We start from the raw sequence: 16,102 nt of genomic DNA on the forward strand, positions 1-16,102 counted from the left end.
TCAGTCTCCCACAAGGTCAGAAAGTGCTCTGGTGGTGGAATGAGGGATAAAAGCATGAACAAACACTTTTAGGAAAGGATCCGCCACCAGAGCAGGTGAGTTATTCAACGCGCGTGATCGTGACCTTCGCTCCAGGATTTAGAAAACGATGGTTTGCCGACAAGGTTGAATCCGCCAGTCCATCATCATGGCTGATGACGCCAGCGTGAAACGCGACCGCATCATTCATATCGTTTCGAGTTGAGTTAAATCCTTCTCCGCCACCCGCAGGGCCGGGAATCGTGGCCGCCAATTCGTCATTAAGCTCTGTGCCAGAATCCCACACGTTCATGTTCATCTCGTAACTCTCACCCACTGCGAGTGACTTGATCGATAATCCCGTTTCGCCAACAAAGGCATCATTAGTGTTCACAAGCATCGAACCCAGCGACAAATAACCATAACGATGAGGATTGACCGTGATGGAGACTTCGTCCGATGAGCCCGGCAGCAGCAAACCATTGCCAGATACACCTTGGTAGACGTTGTCGTCACTGTTCATCAGAGCAATCAGCTCGGCATTGCTGCCACCCTCGGCTAAGTGTTCTAACTCAACCGACGCACTTTGACCAATTTCGAATAGCTGAAAATTGCTATTGTGAGTCAGCACCGCCAATGGAGACATCGGTTGATTCGCCGTTAAGTTCTCGACATTCACCGTATATCGGTATGACTTCGCGACATCATTATCGTCATCATTCGGACAACCAGCGAGTACTCCGACAGAGGCCGCTACCAGTAAGATTTTGTATTTCATACCTCCTCCTTACTTCACAACAATTGTGATGGTTGCTACTGGGTTTAACCAACGATGATGACTGCTATCGAGATCACTCTTGCCACCAGCCGGATCGCTGTCACCCAAATTACCCGGATGAATGTGAACCTTGTCGTTGCTCACCGCCGTTTCTACGCCAGTACCACCGCTACCGAAGGTAATAAAAGGAGGATTAGGAATGCTGGACGCTAACTCATCGTTCGCTTCAGTGCCCGCGTCGTAACTGTTCAAGGTCGCTTTGTAAGTGCCCGCTTCGGTTGGAATTTTCCAACTGTCTAAGCCGACAAAACCATCATTGGTTGGCAATAGCATCGCGCTAAGTGAGAGGTAACCGTGATCGCCACTATCCAAAGTAAACGTGGTCGCAGCGCCCGGATTGAGAATACCGCCCGCAGGGTTTTCTACAACTGCGCCGCCTGCGTTGCCAATCACGGTCGATAATCCAGAAATATCCCCACCTTCAGCCATCGCTTCAAGCTCTGCTGTGGCGAATTCTCCGACTTTAAACATGTGCAGATCTGAGCCATGCGCCGCGACGATAAGCGGTGTAAAGTAAATGCCTTTGGTTGCGTTGGTAACCGTAATTTCTAGTTCCGCCGCTTGAGCTGATGCCGCGCCAACCGCCAGAGCAACAGACGTCATGACAAGACTAAGTTGGGTACGTTTTTTCATTGTGAATCCATCCTTTTATGAGAGTGAAACCCCAAGCCCTTGAACATCGTCTTTTGTTGGCTTGAGCAGCATTGCTTTCGAACGTTTGTCATTCTTGTCTTTAAGCATGACGAGCAAATATCTCGGTAACTTCATCGAATTCTCATAAAATTCTCACAACTTCTTATCTCTTTCATTCCGTTATAAAATAGCGTCCATCCGTTCCCCAAACGCACATTAAAATGCTCAACAATTTACTTACTGCATACTATGGAGAAATCTACGGTATTGCCTTTTTCAGTCACTATCTCAACAACTACAAACAGGCAGAGCAACGCGCGCTTTGGCAAACTTTAGTCGACGTGGAAAAACTGACCGCTGAAAAACTCAAACCTGTTTTGCAAGCACATGGAATGGAGATAGAAGACCGTCATCAAGAAATGATGGAAAAAGGTCTTTCCGATGCAGAAAAGTGGATCGATTTACCTTGGTCAGAGCTGGTTGCCACGCTACTCAATTGGGTTGAGCCGTACGAAGTGACATACCGAGAATGGCAAACTCTCGCGATAGAGAAGAATTCAAACGCTGTCAATTTTCAAACTGCATTTGATTTAGTCGCAGAACATGAAACCGCCATTTATCAATGTTGGCAGCGTTATCATACTAACGAGTCTGGGTTGCCGATTCTTCACGCCTTTTTGGCAAAATATCGTTAAAGCGAGACTGGCACACTTGCACCTCGTAAAGCCCTGCCAGACAATACTTTTAATACGCCGCTTAGAACGGAATCTTTATGGTTAATCCAAAACTCATTGCTCTACTGCCCGATTTGGCCTCCTTTATTTTGGTGGTCAACGAAGGCAGTTTTACTGCCGCAGCCAAACAGCTTGGCGTTACCCCATCAGCGTTAAGCAAACTGATCACCCGTTTGGAGCAAGCCCTCAACGTGAAGTTGTTTGAACGCACCACGCGCAAGCTGATCATTACTCAAGCAGGGCAAAAAGTGTATGACCAAAGCATTGCGATGGTTAATGCCGCGCAGCAAGCCGTTGAGCTATCTGCGGAAGAACATGCCGAACCAACTGGCGCGCTCACGGTAGCGGCACCAGAGGCGTTTTTAAACTCGGTCTTGCAACCGTTCGTGCTGCCTTTTTTGCAACGTTATCCAAAAATTCAGCTCAAGCTGCGCGCTGCCGACGGGGAAATCGACCTGTTTCGTCAGGGCATTGATGTTGCCTTTAAACTCACCGATAAACCGGATGAAAATTTGGTGCTCAAAGAGATCAGCAAAACCAATCTGGTTTTGTGTGCGTCGCCAGACTACCTCGCACAAAGAGGCATGCCAGAACATCCGACGCAACTTGAACAGCACGACTGTATTTACCTAGCAGAAAACGACAAAGACAACATTTGGTCGTTTTTTAAAGAAGAGGCGTTTCATTCCATCGCGGTCAGTGGTCGGTATGCGGTCAACCATTCGCAAATGCGCCTAAATGGCGTCAAGGCCGGTTTAGGGATTGGCATCTTCCACGATTTCGTGGTGAAAGAGGCATTAGAGCGCGGAGAAGTGGTCGAAGTGTTGTCCGATTGGATGATCAAAAGTAACTACCACGGTGCGGTCGCCATGCAGTACGCACAAACCAAATACATGCCTGCACGTCTGCGTGTATTTCTCGACTTTGTAAACGAACATCTCGTGTCTAAGGAACCCAACCATGTTTAATGCGATTCATCACGTCGCTATCATTTGCAGTGATTACCCAACATCAAAGCGTTTTTACACCGAAGTGCTAGGGCTACAAATCATCGCAGAAAACTATCGTGAAGCTCGAGACTCCTACAAACTCGACCTTGCGTTGCCGGACGGAAGCCAAATCGAGCTGTTCAGTTTTCCCGGCTCACCGGAGCGACCAAGCTTTCCGGAGGCGCAAGGCTTGCGACATTTGGCGTTTCAAGTCGACAACGTTGAAGAAGTAAAAGCGTATCTGGAATCCAAACACATCGCTGTTGAACCCATTCGCATTGATGAGTTTACGGGCAAAGCATTTACGTTCTTCCAAGATCCCGATGGCTTACCATTGGAGCTTTATCAGAAATAAAAAGAGCCAGCAATTCGCTGGCTCTTGTTTTATACCAATTCGACACCTTAGTTCAGTGCTGCTTTTAGCTTCTCGACACGGTTGAACACCACCCAGTCCAAAAGCAAAACGCTCACAATGGCTAAACCGCCCATCGGGAACGCGGCACAAATGGCAACCAATGTGGCTAACCCCAATTTCCACACTCCGTCATGTTGAAATTGTGGCGGCGCGCCAAGCGATGCGCTGCGACTTGGTCGACGTAACCACCACATCCCCACTCCGGAAATAGCAATCAGAATAAATGCCAAACAGAACAGCACATTCAACGCCTTATTGATGATGCTTACATCTCCTTGGTGAAGTGAGACACCCACAGCCATTAACTTGGCAAACCAGCTGTAATCCTGCCAAGTCACATCCACCAGCAAACGACCTGAGTATTGGTCAAAATGGCTGGTTCGATCTTGTCTTGGGTCAGAGATGTCCCCTCCCATTGAGTTGGATGCAACGGTGTAAACACCGTCATCTGAACGAGGCAAGAATACTTTGTAGCTGGTAAAGCCCATCATTTCTGCTTTAAGAATAATGTCGTCAATCGATAACGCGCGATGGCTCCCAGTGTAAGACGCCCCCCTTTCCATGTTCGCGTGATCATGGACGGGTTTATCTTTCGATTCAGGTACGGCAGCAAGCTCTAAGTTCCAAGGCATTTCTTCTGACGAACCGTGGTTAAGATCCTGATGCGTCAATGTCGACTCTGGCTTTTCACCCCAAGTGTAATAGGTCGGAAACGTGTTCCAAGCTTGAACCATCTTTGCCCCCCAAATTCCAGCCCAAGACAAACCAGAAATCAGAAAAAACAGTAAAACGAGGGACAACACGCCACCTAAGTTAGCGTGCACATCGCGCAATACAATACGAGAACCTTGGGCAACACGGATTTTCAAAAAGCCCGCTCGACTGGCGTTGTCGCGAGGAAGCCAGAGATACAAACCCGACACCAAAAGTAAAATACCTAAGCTGGCTGATATTTCGATTAAACGATCGCCAAACTCACCAATCAGCAAGGTGCCATGAATGTTATTCATCAGCTCATAAACGCTGTCTGAGCGATCAATGGTGCCTTGAACCTCGCCCGTGTATGGATTGACTGCAGCAACGAGCGAACGTCCATCTTCCGCTTTAATTGAAAATCGGTTGGCAAGATGCGCTGTTTTGGCAGGCACAAATTGAGTAACGCTGAAATCAGGATAGGCTTGCTTAACCGACTCTAACTGGACGGACACTGGTACTTTGTGCTCTTGCGGCACCACTTTTAGCGTAGTCTCATAGCGTGCCAGTTCAATCTCATCATCAAACAGCATCACCAGTCCGGTGACGGACAGCATGAGCATAAATGGGATAACGAATAATCCTGCGTAGAAATGCCATCGCCACGTCATAAAGTAGATGGATTTTGCGCGCGACGCTTCCTTGAGTTGAGGCTTTGTTGAGTTTCTCAACATGTTTATTTCCTTTTCATTTTTGCACGCCAAAAACGCTGACCAAATGCTTCCCCCCACATGCTTTTCTATGCGGTGAAATTTGGACAGGTTTGGGAGTGCGACTGCTTGAATGAGCAGTGTATGTGTGACTTTACTTATTGTTTTTATGGATTATGAAAAAGAAACCACAGGCGGCGCACGTGGAACTGGCGTTTCAAATCGTACACTTAGAGCCAAAAAAGTGTAGCGTTCAGAAATTACCGAGCTCAGTCGTGAAAGTATCGGTGTAGTTGGAAGTGAATCTTGGTGGAAAGTGGAAAAGTGACTAAATGGACACGGCTTGCCCTTGTGCGTCACCGAGCTGTCGCCCTCTTCTATCTGAACCAGCTCGAAACCGTTTAGCGTACAAAGCGTCGCCCACACGCCCATGCTGTTACCATGAGCATTGATAACAGGCATCAGTGTCACGAGCACCCAACTTAAGGCGCTAGCGAATAACATGGAGCGATAAAAAGGAATTAATCTACGCATAACGGTGACTTAACAAATTTCACACAGAGTAGCCAATTCTGAGTTTCAGCTCAAAAAGAGGATCAATAAGTGATTACTACCTCACAATCATTATGTTGACAGAGACAAAAAAGCCCGCAAATTTGCGGGCTTTCTTTCAATCATTCATGCACGTAAGCGCTGCTTAACCAAACAGCTTGCTCCAAATGCTTGGATTACGCTTGTCGTGGTACTCTTCACGAAGGCTATCGATCTCACGCAGTTGCGCTTTTGCTTCTGTCAAATTACCTGCATCCAGATCCGCTTCGATTTTGTCTAGCGTTACCGACAGTTTGTTGAAACCTTCTAGGTAAGTATCAAACTTTTCTGGTGGGTAATTACCACGTTTTGACTGTTCTACAATGGCTTGTAAGCTATCAATCGCTGATTTCATGGTTTCCACGTCAGACGCTTCTGCTGCCTGTTTGAATTCCATCTTCATCTGCTTCATGTTTTGCTTCAAATCAACCGCTTCTGCCATCGCGTATGTTGAGCCCAACGCAATCGCACACCCTAGAACTAAAGGACGTAACATTTTCACTTCTCCATTTTAGTGCCGAATTCTGTGTCGGCTTCGTTTACCCAAATAACTCGCCACGCTAATACGCATTGTAGGAATATTCGGGTATTTAAGAGGGGCAGTGTAAAGCAATCTTACCTAGGGTGCATACCTAAAATGTAATCAAGTTTATGCGTTGCGAATCTCGTCATACTCTGCGATTGGCAAGCGGCCACGCAGTTCAAGAAATGACAAAAACTGTTTAGCAGAGTGAGTAATCACTTTGTTGCTATCAATATCAAGGTTGTCCATCAGCTCACTGACAAGCTCCAGATTGCCCACATCATGACAAAAGTGTGCATCGCTTCCCGTAGTAAAATACACATCTAACGCTTTGCCGATTTGCGCAATTTCATGACAACGATCCACACTGCCAACACGGCTGTTGCCTTTGAGCGTGGTGTTATTGATTTCTATCGCTACATTGTGCTCTCTAGCGCACTTCAGCACTTGTTCAAAATCGAAGTCGAAGTTCGGGTTACCCAAATGCCCTAACGCATCAACGCGACCGCTTTTGATGACGTTTATCAGCGCTTCAGTATGTGCTTCTTTATTGGCAGGTGGAAAAACGGGCTCGTGGAAACTGGCAATAACCCAGTCCAAATTGCGATCGACGCTTGGCGGAATATCAATTTCACCTTCAATGTTAAGTATGTTGGATTCCACTCCGCGAACGATGGCAACATCTTCAAGAAAACGAGGCAGAATTTTTTGGTTGGAGAAAAACCAGTAGTGAGGCGCACCCGGCATCGACTCCGCATGGTCCGTCGTGCAAAACATGGTTAACCCGTTCTCTTTTGCCGACTTTGCGTTTTCAATCAACGTACTATACGCATGACCACTCGCGTAAGTATGCGTGTGGGTATCAACCTTAAATTCCATCATCCAGTCTCTTGAGTGCTCAAATTTGCGGGTATTGTATACCCTCGTGCGGTCAAGATGTAGCGAACACCGAAAATGCGGCGGTGAACGCTCTCTTACTCAGCCTAGAAATGGAAAAAGTGAGTCTCGATATTTAGTGCTATTGCGAGTCCGTTTCCTCACAAATACTTTTAATCAATGGCAACGCTTTTTCCCACCCATTGTTGAACATCGATACAAAGTCACTGTGAGTGTGAATGGTGATGTTGAGCAACAAGCGTTCGTCTTCTGTGTCGATCTGATAGATCTCACGAGATCCAATCCACTTGGCGGCGATATCGGCGTCCAACTGTTGCCTATTGTCGGGGTTAAAGATGGCAACATGATGAAACTCTAGCCGATGCAGTGGCTGCACAGAATCAATCACTGCGCGAGTGCCGCCCATATCCGGATCAAAAAAGGTGATGTCGCTGCCCTCTTCCCACTCTCCTTCGAATTGAGATTGAGGTGAAAATGCCTGCGCCCAACGCTTGTAAAGCTCAGCATCCGTCAGCACTCTCCATACGCGCTGCGGAGTCGCGGTTATTTCTACGTAATAGTTTAATGTAAGCATGTTTTCTCTCCCTGAACCTTCATTGACGCTAGTTTATTCTCAGGAAAAATCAAATTTGCTTGCGTTTTAAATGCTTATCTCAACTTACTTTTACGAGACACTAAGATGTTCTCGTTTGTAACGCCTTGCTTTGATGATGCTTGACCAATACATCCCAGAACCCATTCAATACCGTCGCGAGCACAATTAAGCCCATGCCCGCGATTTGAGTGCGGCTCATTACATCAGCGAAAAAAAGTGATTGCCAAACGGCCGTAAACAACAAGTTGGTAAAAATCAGTGGTGCGAGTTGAGAGCCGCTACTGGCCAGTTGATAGGCTTTTGCACGAAACACTTGAGTATTGATGATCAACATCGACATGACTAATAGCCACAGCACACTAGGCTCAACGGATAGTGAGAATGAATGAGCCCCCAACAGTCCAGAGCCATCGTTGATAAGCGCCAAAGGCAGAATAAATAACGCGGCAAAGCTAAACGCCCAAAAGTTGATCTCTAGCGGCGACATATTACTTTTGCTGACTTTATACAGCGTCAATTGTGAGCCGGAGTTAAACAGGCCACCGGCCAAACCAAGCAGTAAGTCGTATCGCAAAGTAAATTCGCCTTCCGTTCCAGCCAACAACACCACACCACTAAACGCCATCACAATACCAAAAACGGTGGACGCGCGAATTTTTCCATGCCAGACAAGCTTTTCAATCACAGGCATAAACAACGGACCTGTAGCAAAAAGAACCACACTTTCGACCAGCGTTAACGTTTGAAGAGACGCAATAAAGCACAATTGAGACAGACCAATACAAAGTGCGCGTAGCAAAGTGGGCTTCAACTCGGTCGATTTCGGCAGTTTGATGCCTTTCGGGATCAGAACTAAGAGCAAGATAAGCGCAGGTAGGAAAAATCGCAGAAAGCTGAACATGGTTACCGAAAGCGCCTCAGACAGCTGCTTTGCTAGCAAGCCCGTAACAGATAAGCTTAATGTAGACATCAACATAAATACGATGGGTTTGTGAACGTGATTCATTAGATACTCCTTAATTCTCGGAGCATTTTATGAAAAGTGACTTTATAGAAATAGCGAGTAATATTAACCACTATTGTAAGTAAAACTTACACATTGAAAACAGGTTCGTTCCATGCGCAAATTAGTACCATTAAAATCCATCTACGCGTTTGTGGCGGTGGCGGAATCAGGCAGTATGACGGAAGCCGCCCAGCTTCTGAGCGTTAGCCACTCGGCGATCAGCCAAGCGATTAAATCTCTCGAAAGCCAAGTAAACAAACCGCTTTTTGACCGAATTGGACGCCATGTGTACCTCAATACCGAAGGCAAAAAATACTACCGCAAAGTCGCGCCAGCGTTAGAACAAATCGTCGATGCAACCGAAGCACTGATGCACGATCAAAACTCTCAACGCATTACGCTAAACATGGTGAATTCCTTGGCACTGCATTGGTGGATCCCACGTATGCCAAGCCTTCAAGCCTACGCGCCCCAACTTGATGTACGCCTCTCTAACCTTTCTGGACGGTTCAATTTGGAACAAGAAGGCGTTGATGCTGCGTTGGTGCATGGCAACCCTGAAGAGTGGCAAGACTACTATTGCGAAAAGCTCAGTGAAGACGAACTGGTATTAGTGTGCAGCCCTGATCTCATCGACCACAGCAATCCAGTTAACCTTTCTGACATCTTAAAGACGTATCCGCTCATTGAGGTCACGAATGAGCGCAGAAAATACGATTGGCAAGTCTGGTCAGACGCGACAGGAGTCGCTCGTCCAAAAAACAAAAAGCCCATCACTTTTAATATGTCGATTCAAGCAGTACAGGCAACCACGCGTCGTTTGGGGGTGTTGGTGACTCATCGTTTGTTTGTGAAAGACGACATCAAGTACGGTCAACTGATCGAACTTGGTGAGCCTGTGATCAATCCTAATCAGCAGCTTTATTTTGTGTGCCCACCGCATAAGCTTAAGCAAGAAAGCTTTCACTTATTGCGCTCGTGGTTAAAACAAGAATTTGCGTAACTGAGCCTGTTACTCAATACGTTAACTTGAGCTTGGTGAACTCTCGGCTAAAGTAAATAGAGTGCGAAAAAACTCAAGGATGAGGCTATGCGATTGTTTCATAGAGTAGTGATTGGGGCTTGTCTCGTTGTACCAGCAGTGGGTAATGCCAGTGACGGGTCGGAGCTTGACGAGCAAGGCATTTCAACCGCGATTATCGGAGGCCAGCAAGCGTCTCAAAATCAGCTCCCCTTCTTTGCTCGGCTAATTTTACACAAAACGGGCGACCGACAATTCGCGAATATTTGTGGTGGTTCTATCGTTAATGATCGTTTCATATTAACGGCCGCCCACTGCGTAGAATCCACGGTTTTTACTGACGGTTGGACAGCGAACGATCTCCGTGTTCTGGTAAAAAATCCAACCATGAACGATGTTTATGTCGAAGAGTTCAAAGACGTTCGCACTATTACAATTCACCCCAACTATGATCCTAATGACCTATGGATTAACGACTTGGCGGTATTGGAGTTAACCCGACCAATTACCGATAACGTTCAGTCCATCACTCTGCCTCAAGATTTTGGCGATTACAGCGGCGAATCGGTTTATCAAATCTTTGGATTGGGACAAACGTCTACGACCGACACCAGCGGCCCGAACTATTTGCGATGGGCGGAGGTTCAACCGCTTTCTGATGCCCAATGCGCTTCTCTCGTTGTGGGGTATAACGATCAAGAAAACATTTGTGCAAATGGCTTTCCAGACCGTAGCTATACCGGAATATGTAGTGGGGACTCTGGCGGCCCTCTCACCTATCAAGACAGCAACGGTATGTATCAGCAAATCGGGATAGTGAGCTACGGCTCATCCATTTGTGAGTCGGCAGCCATTCCGAGCGTCTTCACAGAGATTCTGAATTACACCTCGTGGATAGAGGCAAGAACCAGTTCTGGGGTCAAAACCGTTTATAACGCGAGCTTAGCAGCCTTAGAGGATTACCATAGCGAAGGTGATTCAGGCTTTGATCCAGAAGACACTAATGTTTCAGGATTTAGCGATAACGGCAGCGGCGGTGCAATAGGCGCAGGGTTGTTGCTCTTTGGAGGATTATTCGGTTGGCTGCGACGCAGAAAGACGACGTAACGTTTCTCTTTACTAGATAAAAATAAACGCAAAACGCTTACAACGTTTTGCGTTTCACGCGAGAGTTGATGATGTCTTCAATCAGCTTTTGCTCTTTTTTGGCTTTCTCATAATTTTGCTTGGTACGCCATCTCTCTAATACCTTTTCCAACCCTTGAACGCGAGCGTGTTTGTGTTCTAACGTTTTTTGTACTGATGCACATTCAGCTTGCATCACCGCTTGTTCTTGCTCGTGGTGACGAAGCATTCTTTGCAGCATCTGATCAACGCGGTTGAAGTTCATCAACGCCGCGCTATTCAAAGACGGAGAGGACAACGCCGATTGACCAGCGTGTCCTTTGAGAGCTGAAAGTTGTTGCAACTGCGTTGAAAGATGATTGTGACGCTGACGCATAGCGTCGAGCTGCTGCCCGACCCTATCACGCTGCTTTTCTTCCATTTGTTGCAGTTTGCCGACCGCTTTAAGTTTGGCTTTCATCGCTGCGTTCGCTCTCTACTGTGCGCCTTGGAACATTTGAGCCAGCTCAGTCAAACTTGTGGTGTAATCCACCGCCTCGTTCGCTGATTGCTGTAAGTACGAACGCAAATGCGGATACATCGACACAGACTGATCCAACTCAGGGTCCTGACCCGGTTGATAGCCACCAAGCGGCAGTAACTCTTTCACCTGAAGGTAATTGGAGTACATTTGGCGGAAGTTGTTTGCGATGGTGGAATGAGCAGGTTGCGTACAAGTACTCATACAACGGCTGATAGAAGCGTTGATATCAATCGCCGGATAATGCCCTTGTTCAGCCAGCTGGCGCGACAACACAACGTGTCCATCCAAAATGGCACGAGCAGAGTCCACGACTGGGTCTTGCTGATCGTCGCCTTCCGCCAGTACAGTGTAAATCGCCGTTAAGCTGCCATGAGGATTTTCACTGTTACCCGCTCGCTCTAATAGCTGCGGTAACACACTGAATACTGAAGGCGGATAACCGCGCGACGCTGGCGGTTCCCCCAAAGATAACGCGATTTCACGTTGAGCCATCGCATAACGCGTTAGGGAATCCATCAACAAAAGTACATCTTTGCCTTGATCTCGGAAATACTCCGCGACGCGGTGGCAAAGCAGTGTCGCTCTAAGTCGCATCAATGGTGATTCATCCGCAGGCGCAGCAATGATGATGGCTTTTTCTCTCGCTTCTGGCGTTAAGTTGCGTTCAATGAACTCACGAACTTCTCGACCACGCTCACCAATCAAACCCACCACAATGACGTCCGCTTCCGTGTTTTTGGTGATCATCCCCATCAACACACTTTTACCAACACCACTGCCCGCCATTAGACCAATACGCTGACCTTTACCGACCGTCAGCAAACCGTTGATCGCACGAACGCCAACATTAAGCGGGGTATCGACAGGACGACGCTTAAGGGGGTTGATCGGTTTAGGTTCAAGTGAAACACGATCGCCTCCTTTAAGCGGCATGCCGTCATCCAATGGCTCGCCTAAGCCGTTCACCACGCGTCCCATCCACTGAGAGCTGAGTTGCACGGTACTGTCGCCGTCTAATGGGATCACCTTCGCACCTGCAAACAAACCGCCTAAACGGCGGATTGGCATTAAGTACGCAACGGTATGATCGAAGCCGACCACTTGTGCTTCGATCATATCGCCTTCGGCGGTTTCCACTAAGCAACGTTGCTCAAGCTTAAAACGACATCCAACCGCTTGTAACATCAAGCCGTTCACTTTAATCAAGCGTCCGGTTACTCGCGCAACGGGAATAGAATCAAGCGATGCTAATGCATCGCTCAAACGCTCACTTAATAGCTCGTGGCTTAATGTACTACTCATTTTCAGACTCAACCTGTGGAATGCTGACTTCGTCTAACAAGTGCTGTTTTACGTTGTCCATACACGCCTCTAAGCGTGAGTCACAACTGGCGTCTGCTTCCGCATCATCCGTCACTAACTGACAACCACCTATTGGCAGTTCGTTGTTGGCAACCAGCTTCCAAGACTTAGGCAGATCCGCGTTAATGTGCGTAATGCGTTCTAGATCTTGTGGGTTGAGATGAACCGTCACAGTCTCCGCTTTGCCCGGCATCGCAGACAGTGTTTCATCCACTAGCGCCAGAATTTGCTGTGGCATCAGAGTAAGCTCGGCACGAATCACCTGCTGAGCCACCTTCTGTACTAACTCACAAATCATGTGGCGTTGCTGCTGCTCTTTTTCACTTTGCCAGCGAGATAAGGCTTGGAACAAGTCATTAACTGGCTTCGCCGCTTCTAAAAAGCCTTGCTTACCAGCTTGTTCACCAGAAACAAATCCTTTCTGAAAGCCTTCTTTCTGACCATCGAGCAAGCCTTGTTGCTTACCTTGCTCGATACCTTGGCGTAAACCTTCTTCATGACCTTGTTGCAGCCCCTGTTGGAAACCTGCTTCAAGTTGCTGCTGAATGTCCACTTGCGACTCTTGCCAACCTTGGTTGTCCAAGCCGAACTCTTCATCAACCGCAACTGGCTGAGCCAGCGGCGGAAAACGGTGTAAACGGTAACCACTTGGAGGCAGTCGCATAATGTTCGATCTTTGTTCTGCCATGCTTTATTCCACCGTTGGCTCTTCGTATAGAAGCAACTGAACTTCGCCCGACTCATCAAGCTCGCGCACCATTTGCATGATGTCTTGGCGTGCTTTCTGAACTCGACTCAGTGCAACTGCACCACGCGCTTCCATATCGTCTTCTAGCGCTTTCACCATACGTTGTGGCATTGAGCGTTTGATCGCTTGCTGCAACGTGATATCCGAACCTTTCAGTGCCGTAGCCCAAAGCTCGAGTGGAATTTGCTGTACGAGCATGTCCATGGTTTCTTCGCGTTGACGGCCCAGTACCATGAAGTCAAACATGTTCTCTTCGATGGCGTTAACCACTTCTTCATCATGCAGTTTGAGCATTTCCATCAGTGAACCACGGTCGCCTTCAAAGCGGTTGATGATGTCTGCCGCTTGCTTAACGCCAGAAAGCGGTACGCTTTGGCTTGCAGACACTTTTTCGATACAACGTTCAACCAGTTCATGCAGATCGGTCGCGACTTGGTGATCGATGTCTTGTAGCTGCGCAATACGGAAGATGATTTCATCATGGTAGTCTTGAGGCAGATGCTTCAGCACGGCAGATGAGCTATCCGCTGGCAGATAAGCCAAGAAAATGGCTTGCATCTGCGGGTGCTCGTTGACGATAAATCGCGCCAGCGTTTCAGCCTCTACCCATTGCAGACGCTGCATGTTGTTGCGAATTTCGTCACCGTACAGGTTGTTCAACAGACCTTTAGCAAGATCGTTACCGAGCGCCTTACGCAAGGTGTTCGACAAGTACTCTTTCGATGCACCACGAATACCACTGTGCTCACGAAAATCTTCAAAAAAGTTTTGAATCACGCCGCGTGCTGAATCGCTTTTTATGCCATTCAGTTTCGCCATTGCGCGAGTCACACGCTGTGTTTCGTCGCGGGTGAAATGCTGCAACACTTTGGCCGCTGCATCCTCGCCCATGCCCAGTAGCACAAGCGCGGTTTGTTCTACATAACTAAGCGTTTGTTTTGACGTCAACTGAGCTGTGTTCATTGATGTTTACCCATTGTTTCAGTATTTCGGCTACGCGCTCTGGCTCTTCATTAGCAATAAGCTGTAGGTGTTTCAATTGAATCTCTAGTGGAGAACCTGCAGGAGGCAGCATGTCGCTGTTCACATCCAGACCCGTCGAGGCAGAAATGCCTTTTTCAGACAGACGACGGTTAAGCACTTCTTCATGCTCACGCTCTTCACGTGTTTGCAAGTTGTCGTAATCTGGCTCTTCTTGTGGCGGCTCAGCAAAGTTCAGTTCAGGAACTGGCTTGTCTGCGCCGGTTAGGTGCATGATCAATGGACGCAACACAAAGAAGATCATCGCCAAGCCCAACATACCGCCGATCACGTAACGTAATGGCTGTTGAACCGTAGGGTCTTGCCACCAAGGCAGAGCTGTTGGCGCATCGATATCAATCGGTGTGAAGTTGAAGCTCATCAAGCTCAAGCTGTCACCTCGCGCAGCTGAAATGCCAACGGCATCGGTGATCATGGTAGAGATTTGCGCTTTGTCTGCATCGCTCCAAGCCACGCCGTCTGGCGATGCTTTTGAGTTCAATAGAACCGATACACTCAATTTCTCAATCTGACCTTGTTGGTACTGAGTACGACGCACGCTACTGCCAACCGCATACTGACGATTCACTTCAGAGCGCGCATTGGTGTTTTGGCTGTCGTTTGTCGCCGCCTCACCAGTCACTGGAGGCTGGTTGCTGAGAGAACCTGGTACGCCAAGCGCGATTTGGTCAATCGAATTGTTTTGAATGGTGTGTTCGTTACGAACCACTGGCGCGTTATCAAGGATTTCTCGCGTTTCTTCCACTTGGCTGAAATCCATATCGGCTGCAACCTGAACGCGGAAATTACTAGGGCCAACAATCGGCGTTAGCATGTCTGCCGCACGTTGGATGATTTGCTTCTCAACGTTCTTTTGGTATTCCAGATATTTCGCGTTTACTTTGCCCGCTTCTGCCGACGCCACATCTGCACTCAACAGTCGGCCATATTGATCGATGACAGAAACAAACTCAGGCTTCATTGCCGTCACACTGCCTACGATCAAGTTGATGATCGCTTCAACCTGTTCTGGCTTAAGGTCTTCACCCGGTTTGAGTTCGAGCATGACAGATGCAGACGGGTTTTCACCGTTTTGGCGTACAAACAAAGTTTGACGAGGAATCGCAAGGTGAACACGCGCATTCGCTACCGAGTTTAGCGACATGATAGTGCGTACTAACTCACCTTCTAAACCATGACGGTAACGCGCAGTCTCCATAAACTGGCTAGTACCTAATGAGCTGTCTTCTTTCAGCGAATCCAATCCGGTTGGCAGTTTCGCTTTTACGCCTTTTGACGCCAATAACATACGAATGCGAGCCACCTCACCTTCAGGAACCAGCACTTGGCCGTTCTGCTCCTGCATGCGGTAGCTCACACCTTCACTCTCTAAGACCGAGACAATCTCACCAATATCGAATCGCTCTTGTTGGCTGTATAGCGGACGGAAGCTTTGAGAAGAACTCCAAAGCGCAACCACAATGATCGCCGCTACAATCGCCGCGAGAACAGCGGATAGAACAAGATTTCGTTGGCTACTTGACCAAAGCTGCTTTAGCTTATTTGTCACGTCGTCCATGTTGCCTGCTGGCGAGAACGCTTGTGTCGTGCTGGTCGTCATGGCCGTATTTCCGGCAACTTGGGGGGTTAGTTCTGACATG

18 protein-coding genes are annotated in these 16,102 nt (G+C 47.9%); 5 read left to right on the forward strand and 13 right to left on the reverse strand.

Annotated elements, in window-relative coordinates:
* Nucleotides 1-100 precede the first annotated feature (100 nt).
* Both UF05_RS11405 and UF05_RS11410 read right to left on the reverse strand, forming a co-directional pair.
* Complete coding sequence (locus tag UF05_RS11405; protein WP_045545532.1) at nucleotides 101-796, reverse strand: spondin domain-containing protein; 696 nt, start codon at nucleotides 794-796, stop codon at nucleotides 101-103.
* A 9-nt stretch (nucleotides 797-805) separates the two neighbouring features.
* Nucleotides 806-1,489, reverse strand: a complete 684-nt coding sequence (locus UF05_RS11410; RefSeq protein ID WP_045545533.1) for a spondin domain-containing protein — start codon at nucleotides 1,487-1,489, stop codon at nucleotides 806-808.
* Between the two features lie 221 nt (nucleotides 1,490-1,710).
* On the opposite strand from UF05_RS11410, the gene UF05_RS11415 reads away from it, so the two are divergent.
* The 3 genes from UF05_RS11415 (at nucleotide 1,711) to gloA2 (ending at nucleotide 3,567) form a co-directional block, all read left to right on the forward strand.
* Nucleotides 1,711-2,184 carry a hypothetical protein gene (locus UF05_RS11415; RefSeq protein WP_015313591.1) on the forward strand — a complete coding sequence of 158 codons (474 nt, stop codon included), beginning with the start codon at nucleotides 1,711-1,713 and terminating at the stop codon, nucleotides 2,182-2,184.
* Between the two features lie 77 nt (nucleotides 2,185-2,261).
* The gene (locus tag UF05_RS11420; protein WP_020841459.1) at nucleotides 2,262-3,191 is read left to right on the forward strand and encodes a LysR family transcriptional regulator; all 930 of its coding nucleotides are present in this window, start codon (nucleotides 2,262-2,264) and stop codon (nucleotides 3,189-3,191) included.
* Nucleotides 3,184-3,567 (forward strand): SMU1112c/YaeR family gloxylase I-like metalloprotein, encoded by a 384-nt coding sequence (gloA2, locus tag UF05_RS11425; RefSeq protein ID WP_023584531.1) that lies wholly within the window; start codon nucleotides 3,184-3,186, stop codon nucleotides 3,565-3,567. Before UF05_RS11420 ends, gloA2 begins: the two co-directional genes overlap by 8 nt.
* 47 nt (nucleotides 3,568-3,614) lie before the next feature.
* On the opposite strand, the gene UF05_RS11430 is transcribed toward gloA2, so the two are convergent.
* The 6 genes from UF05_RS11430 to UF05_RS11455 form a co-directional block, all read right to left on the reverse strand.
* The gene (locus tag UF05_RS11430; protein ID WP_045545534.1) at nucleotides 3,615-5,054 is read right to left on the reverse strand and encodes a PepSY-associated TM helix domain-containing protein; all 1,440 of its coding nucleotides are present in this window, start codon (nucleotides 5,052-5,054) and stop codon (nucleotides 3,615-3,617) included.
* Between the two features lie 150 nt (nucleotides 5,055-5,204).
* The gene (locus tag UF05_RS11435; protein ID WP_071936908.1) at nucleotides 5,205-5,564 is read right to left on the reverse strand and encodes a hypothetical protein; all 360 of its coding nucleotides are present in this window, start codon (nucleotides 5,562-5,564) and stop codon (nucleotides 5,205-5,207) included.
* Between the two features lie 163 nt (nucleotides 5,565-5,727).
* On the reverse strand, nucleotides 5,728-6,117 hold the full coding sequence (locus UF05_RS11440; protein WP_023584529.1) for a cytochrome b562: 390 nt from the start codon (nucleotides 6,115-6,117) through the stop codon (nucleotides 5,728-5,730).
* Nucleotides 6,118-6,270: 153 nt separating this feature from the next.
* Nucleotides 6,271-7,023: a phosphatase gene (locus UF05_RS11445; protein ID WP_031791281.1), complete on the reverse strand. Its 753-nt coding sequence runs from the start codon at nucleotides 7,021-7,023 to the stop codon at nucleotides 6,271-6,273.
* A 139-nt stretch (nucleotides 7,024-7,162) separates the two neighbouring features.
* Nucleotides 7,163-7,615 (reverse strand): SRPBCC family protein, encoded by a 453-nt coding sequence (locus tag UF05_RS11450; RefSeq protein WP_005462830.1) that lies wholly within the window; start codon nucleotides 7,613-7,615, stop codon nucleotides 7,163-7,165.
* Between the two features lie 100 nt (nucleotides 7,616-7,715).
* Complete coding sequence (locus tag UF05_RS11455; protein WP_045545535.1) at nucleotides 7,716-8,642, reverse strand: DMT family transporter; 927 nt, start codon at nucleotides 8,640-8,642, stop codon at nucleotides 7,716-7,718.
* A 112-nt stretch (nucleotides 8,643-8,754) separates the two neighbouring features.
* Between UF05_RS11455 and UF05_RS11460 the strand changes: the two genes are divergently transcribed.
* Nucleotides 8,755-9,645 carry a LysR substrate-binding domain-containing protein gene (locus tag UF05_RS11460; protein ID WP_045545536.1) on the forward strand — a complete coding sequence of 297 codons (891 nt, stop codon included), beginning with the start codon at nucleotides 8,755-8,757 and terminating at the stop codon, nucleotides 9,643-9,645.
* A gap of 87 nt (nucleotides 9,646-9,732) precedes the next feature.
* Nucleotides 9,733-10,770, forward strand: a complete 1,038-nt coding sequence (locus tag UF05_RS11465) for a S1 family peptidase (protein WP_080338558.1) — start codon at nucleotides 9,733-9,735, stop codon at nucleotides 10,768-10,770.
* Nucleotides 10,771-10,807: 37 nt separating this feature from the next.
* Here UF05_RS11465 and fliJ read toward each other — a convergent pair whose 3' ends face one another.
* From fliJ to fliF, 5 genes are read right to left on the reverse strand one after another with little or no spacing between them, the layout of a single operon-like run.
* Nucleotides 10,808-11,248 (reverse strand): flagellar export protein FliJ, encoded by a 441-nt coding sequence (gene fliJ / locus UF05_RS11470; protein WP_005462826.1) that lies wholly within the window; start codon nucleotides 11,246-11,248, stop codon nucleotides 10,808-10,810.
* Nucleotides 11,249-11,263: 15 nt separating this feature from the next.
* Nucleotides 11,264-12,613, reverse strand: a complete 1,350-nt coding sequence (gene fliI / locus UF05_RS11475; protein WP_005478244.1) for a flagellar protein export ATPase FliI — start codon at nucleotides 12,611-12,613, stop codon at nucleotides 11,264-11,266.
* A complete protein-coding gene (gene fliH / locus UF05_RS11480; protein WP_005478070.1) occupies nucleotides 12,606-13,361 on the reverse strand; it encodes a flagellar assembly protein FliH in 756 nt (251 codons plus the stop codon). The genes fliI and fliH overlap by 8 nt, the downstream gene beginning before the upstream one ends.
* Nucleotides 13,362-13,364: 3 nt before the next feature.
* The gene (locus UF05_RS11485) at nucleotides 13,365-14,384 is read right to left on the reverse strand and encodes a flagellar motor switch protein FliG (RefSeq protein ID WP_005478340.1); all 1,020 of its coding nucleotides are present in this window, start codon (nucleotides 14,382-14,384) and stop codon (nucleotides 13,365-13,367) included.
* The gene (gene fliF / locus UF05_RS11490) at nucleotides 14,347-16,101 is read right to left on the reverse strand and encodes a flagellar basal-body MS-ring/collar protein FliF (protein ID WP_011106531.1); all 1,755 of its coding nucleotides are present in this window, start codon (nucleotides 16,099-16,101) and stop codon (nucleotides 14,347-14,349) included. The genes UF05_RS11485 and fliF overlap by 38 nt, the downstream gene beginning before the upstream one ends.
* Between the last annotated feature and the right edge of the window lies 1 nt (nucleotide 16,102).

This window comes from Vibrio sp. S457-15 (assembly GCF_000960545.1).
GTDB classification, from domain to species: Bacteria; Pseudomonadota; Gammaproteobacteria; order Enterobacterales; family Vibrionaceae; genus Vibrio; species Vibrio parahaemolyticus.

What these genes read in the sequence shown, in the direction of transcription:
- gloA2 (WP_023584531.1), top strand. Translation starts at nt 3,184, where the DNA reads ATGTTTAATGCGATTCATCACGTCGCTATCATTTGCAGTGATTACCCA.
- UF05_RS11460 (WP_045545536.1), top strand. Translation starts at nt 8,755, where the DNA reads ATGCGCAAATTAGTACCATTAAAATCCATCTACGCGTTTGTGGCGGTG.
- UF05_RS11440 (WP_023584529.1), bottom strand. Translation starts at nt 6,117, where the DNA reads ATGTTACGTCCTTTAGTTCTAGGGTGTGCGATTGCGTTGGGCTCAACA.
- fliH (WP_005478070.1), bottom strand. Translation starts at nt 13,361, where the DNA reads ATGGCAGAACAAAGATCGAACATTATGCGACTGCCTCCAAGTGGTTAC.
- UF05_RS11450 (WP_005462830.1), bottom strand. Translation starts at nt 7,615, where the DNA reads ATGCTTACATTAAACTATTACGTAGAAATAACCGCGACTCCGCAGCGC.
- fliI (WP_005478244.1), bottom strand. Translation starts at nt 12,613, where the DNA reads ATGAGTAGTACATTAAGCCACGAGCTATTAAGTGAGCGTTTGAGCGAT.
- UF05_RS11455 (WP_045545535.1), bottom strand. Translation starts at nt 8,642, where the DNA reads ATGAATCACGTTCACAAACCCATCGTATTTATGTTGATGTCTACATTA.
- UF05_RS11410 (WP_045545533.1), bottom strand. Translation starts at nt 1,489, where the DNA reads ATGAAAAAACGTACCCAACTTAGTCTTGTCATGACGTCTGTTGCTCTG.
- UF05_RS11465 (WP_080338558.1), top strand. Translation starts at nt 9,733, where the DNA reads ATGCGATTGTTTCATAGAGTAGTGATTGGGGCTTGTCTCGTTGTACCA.
- UF05_RS11485 (WP_005478340.1), bottom strand. Translation starts at nt 14,384, where the DNA reads ATGAACACAGCTCAGTTGACGTCAAAACAAACGCTTAGTTATGTAGAA.
- UF05_RS11435 (WP_071936908.1), bottom strand. Translation starts at nt 5,564, where the DNA reads ATGCGTAGATTAATTCCTTTTTATCGCTCCATGTTATTCGCTAGCGCC.
- UF05_RS11415 (WP_015313591.1), top strand. Translation starts at nt 1,711, where the DNA reads ATGCTCAACAATTTACTTACTGCATACTATGGAGAAATCTACGGTATT.
- fliF (WP_011106531.1), bottom strand. Translation starts at nt 16,101, where the DNA reads ATGTCAGAACTAACCCCCCAAGTTGCCGGAAATACGGCCATGACGACC.
- UF05_RS11405 (WP_045545532.1), bottom strand. Translation starts at nt 796, where the DNA reads ATGAAATACAAAATCTTACTGGTAGCGGCCTCTGTCGGAGTACTCGCT.
- UF05_RS11430 (WP_045545534.1), bottom strand. Translation starts at nt 5,054, where the DNA reads ATGTTGAGAAACTCAACAAAGCCTCAACTCAAGGAAGCGTCGCGCGCA.
- fliJ (WP_005462826.1), bottom strand. Translation starts at nt 11,248, where the DNA reads ATGAAAGCCAAACTTAAAGCGGTCGGCAAACTGCAACAAATGGAAGAA.
- UF05_RS11445 (WP_031791281.1), bottom strand. Translation starts at nt 7,023, where the DNA reads ATGGAATTTAAGGTTGATACCCACACGCATACTTACGCGAGTGGTCAT.
- UF05_RS11420 (WP_020841459.1), top strand. Translation starts at nt 2,262, where the DNA reads ATGGTTAATCCAAAACTCATTGCTCTACTGCCCGATTTGGCCTCCTTT.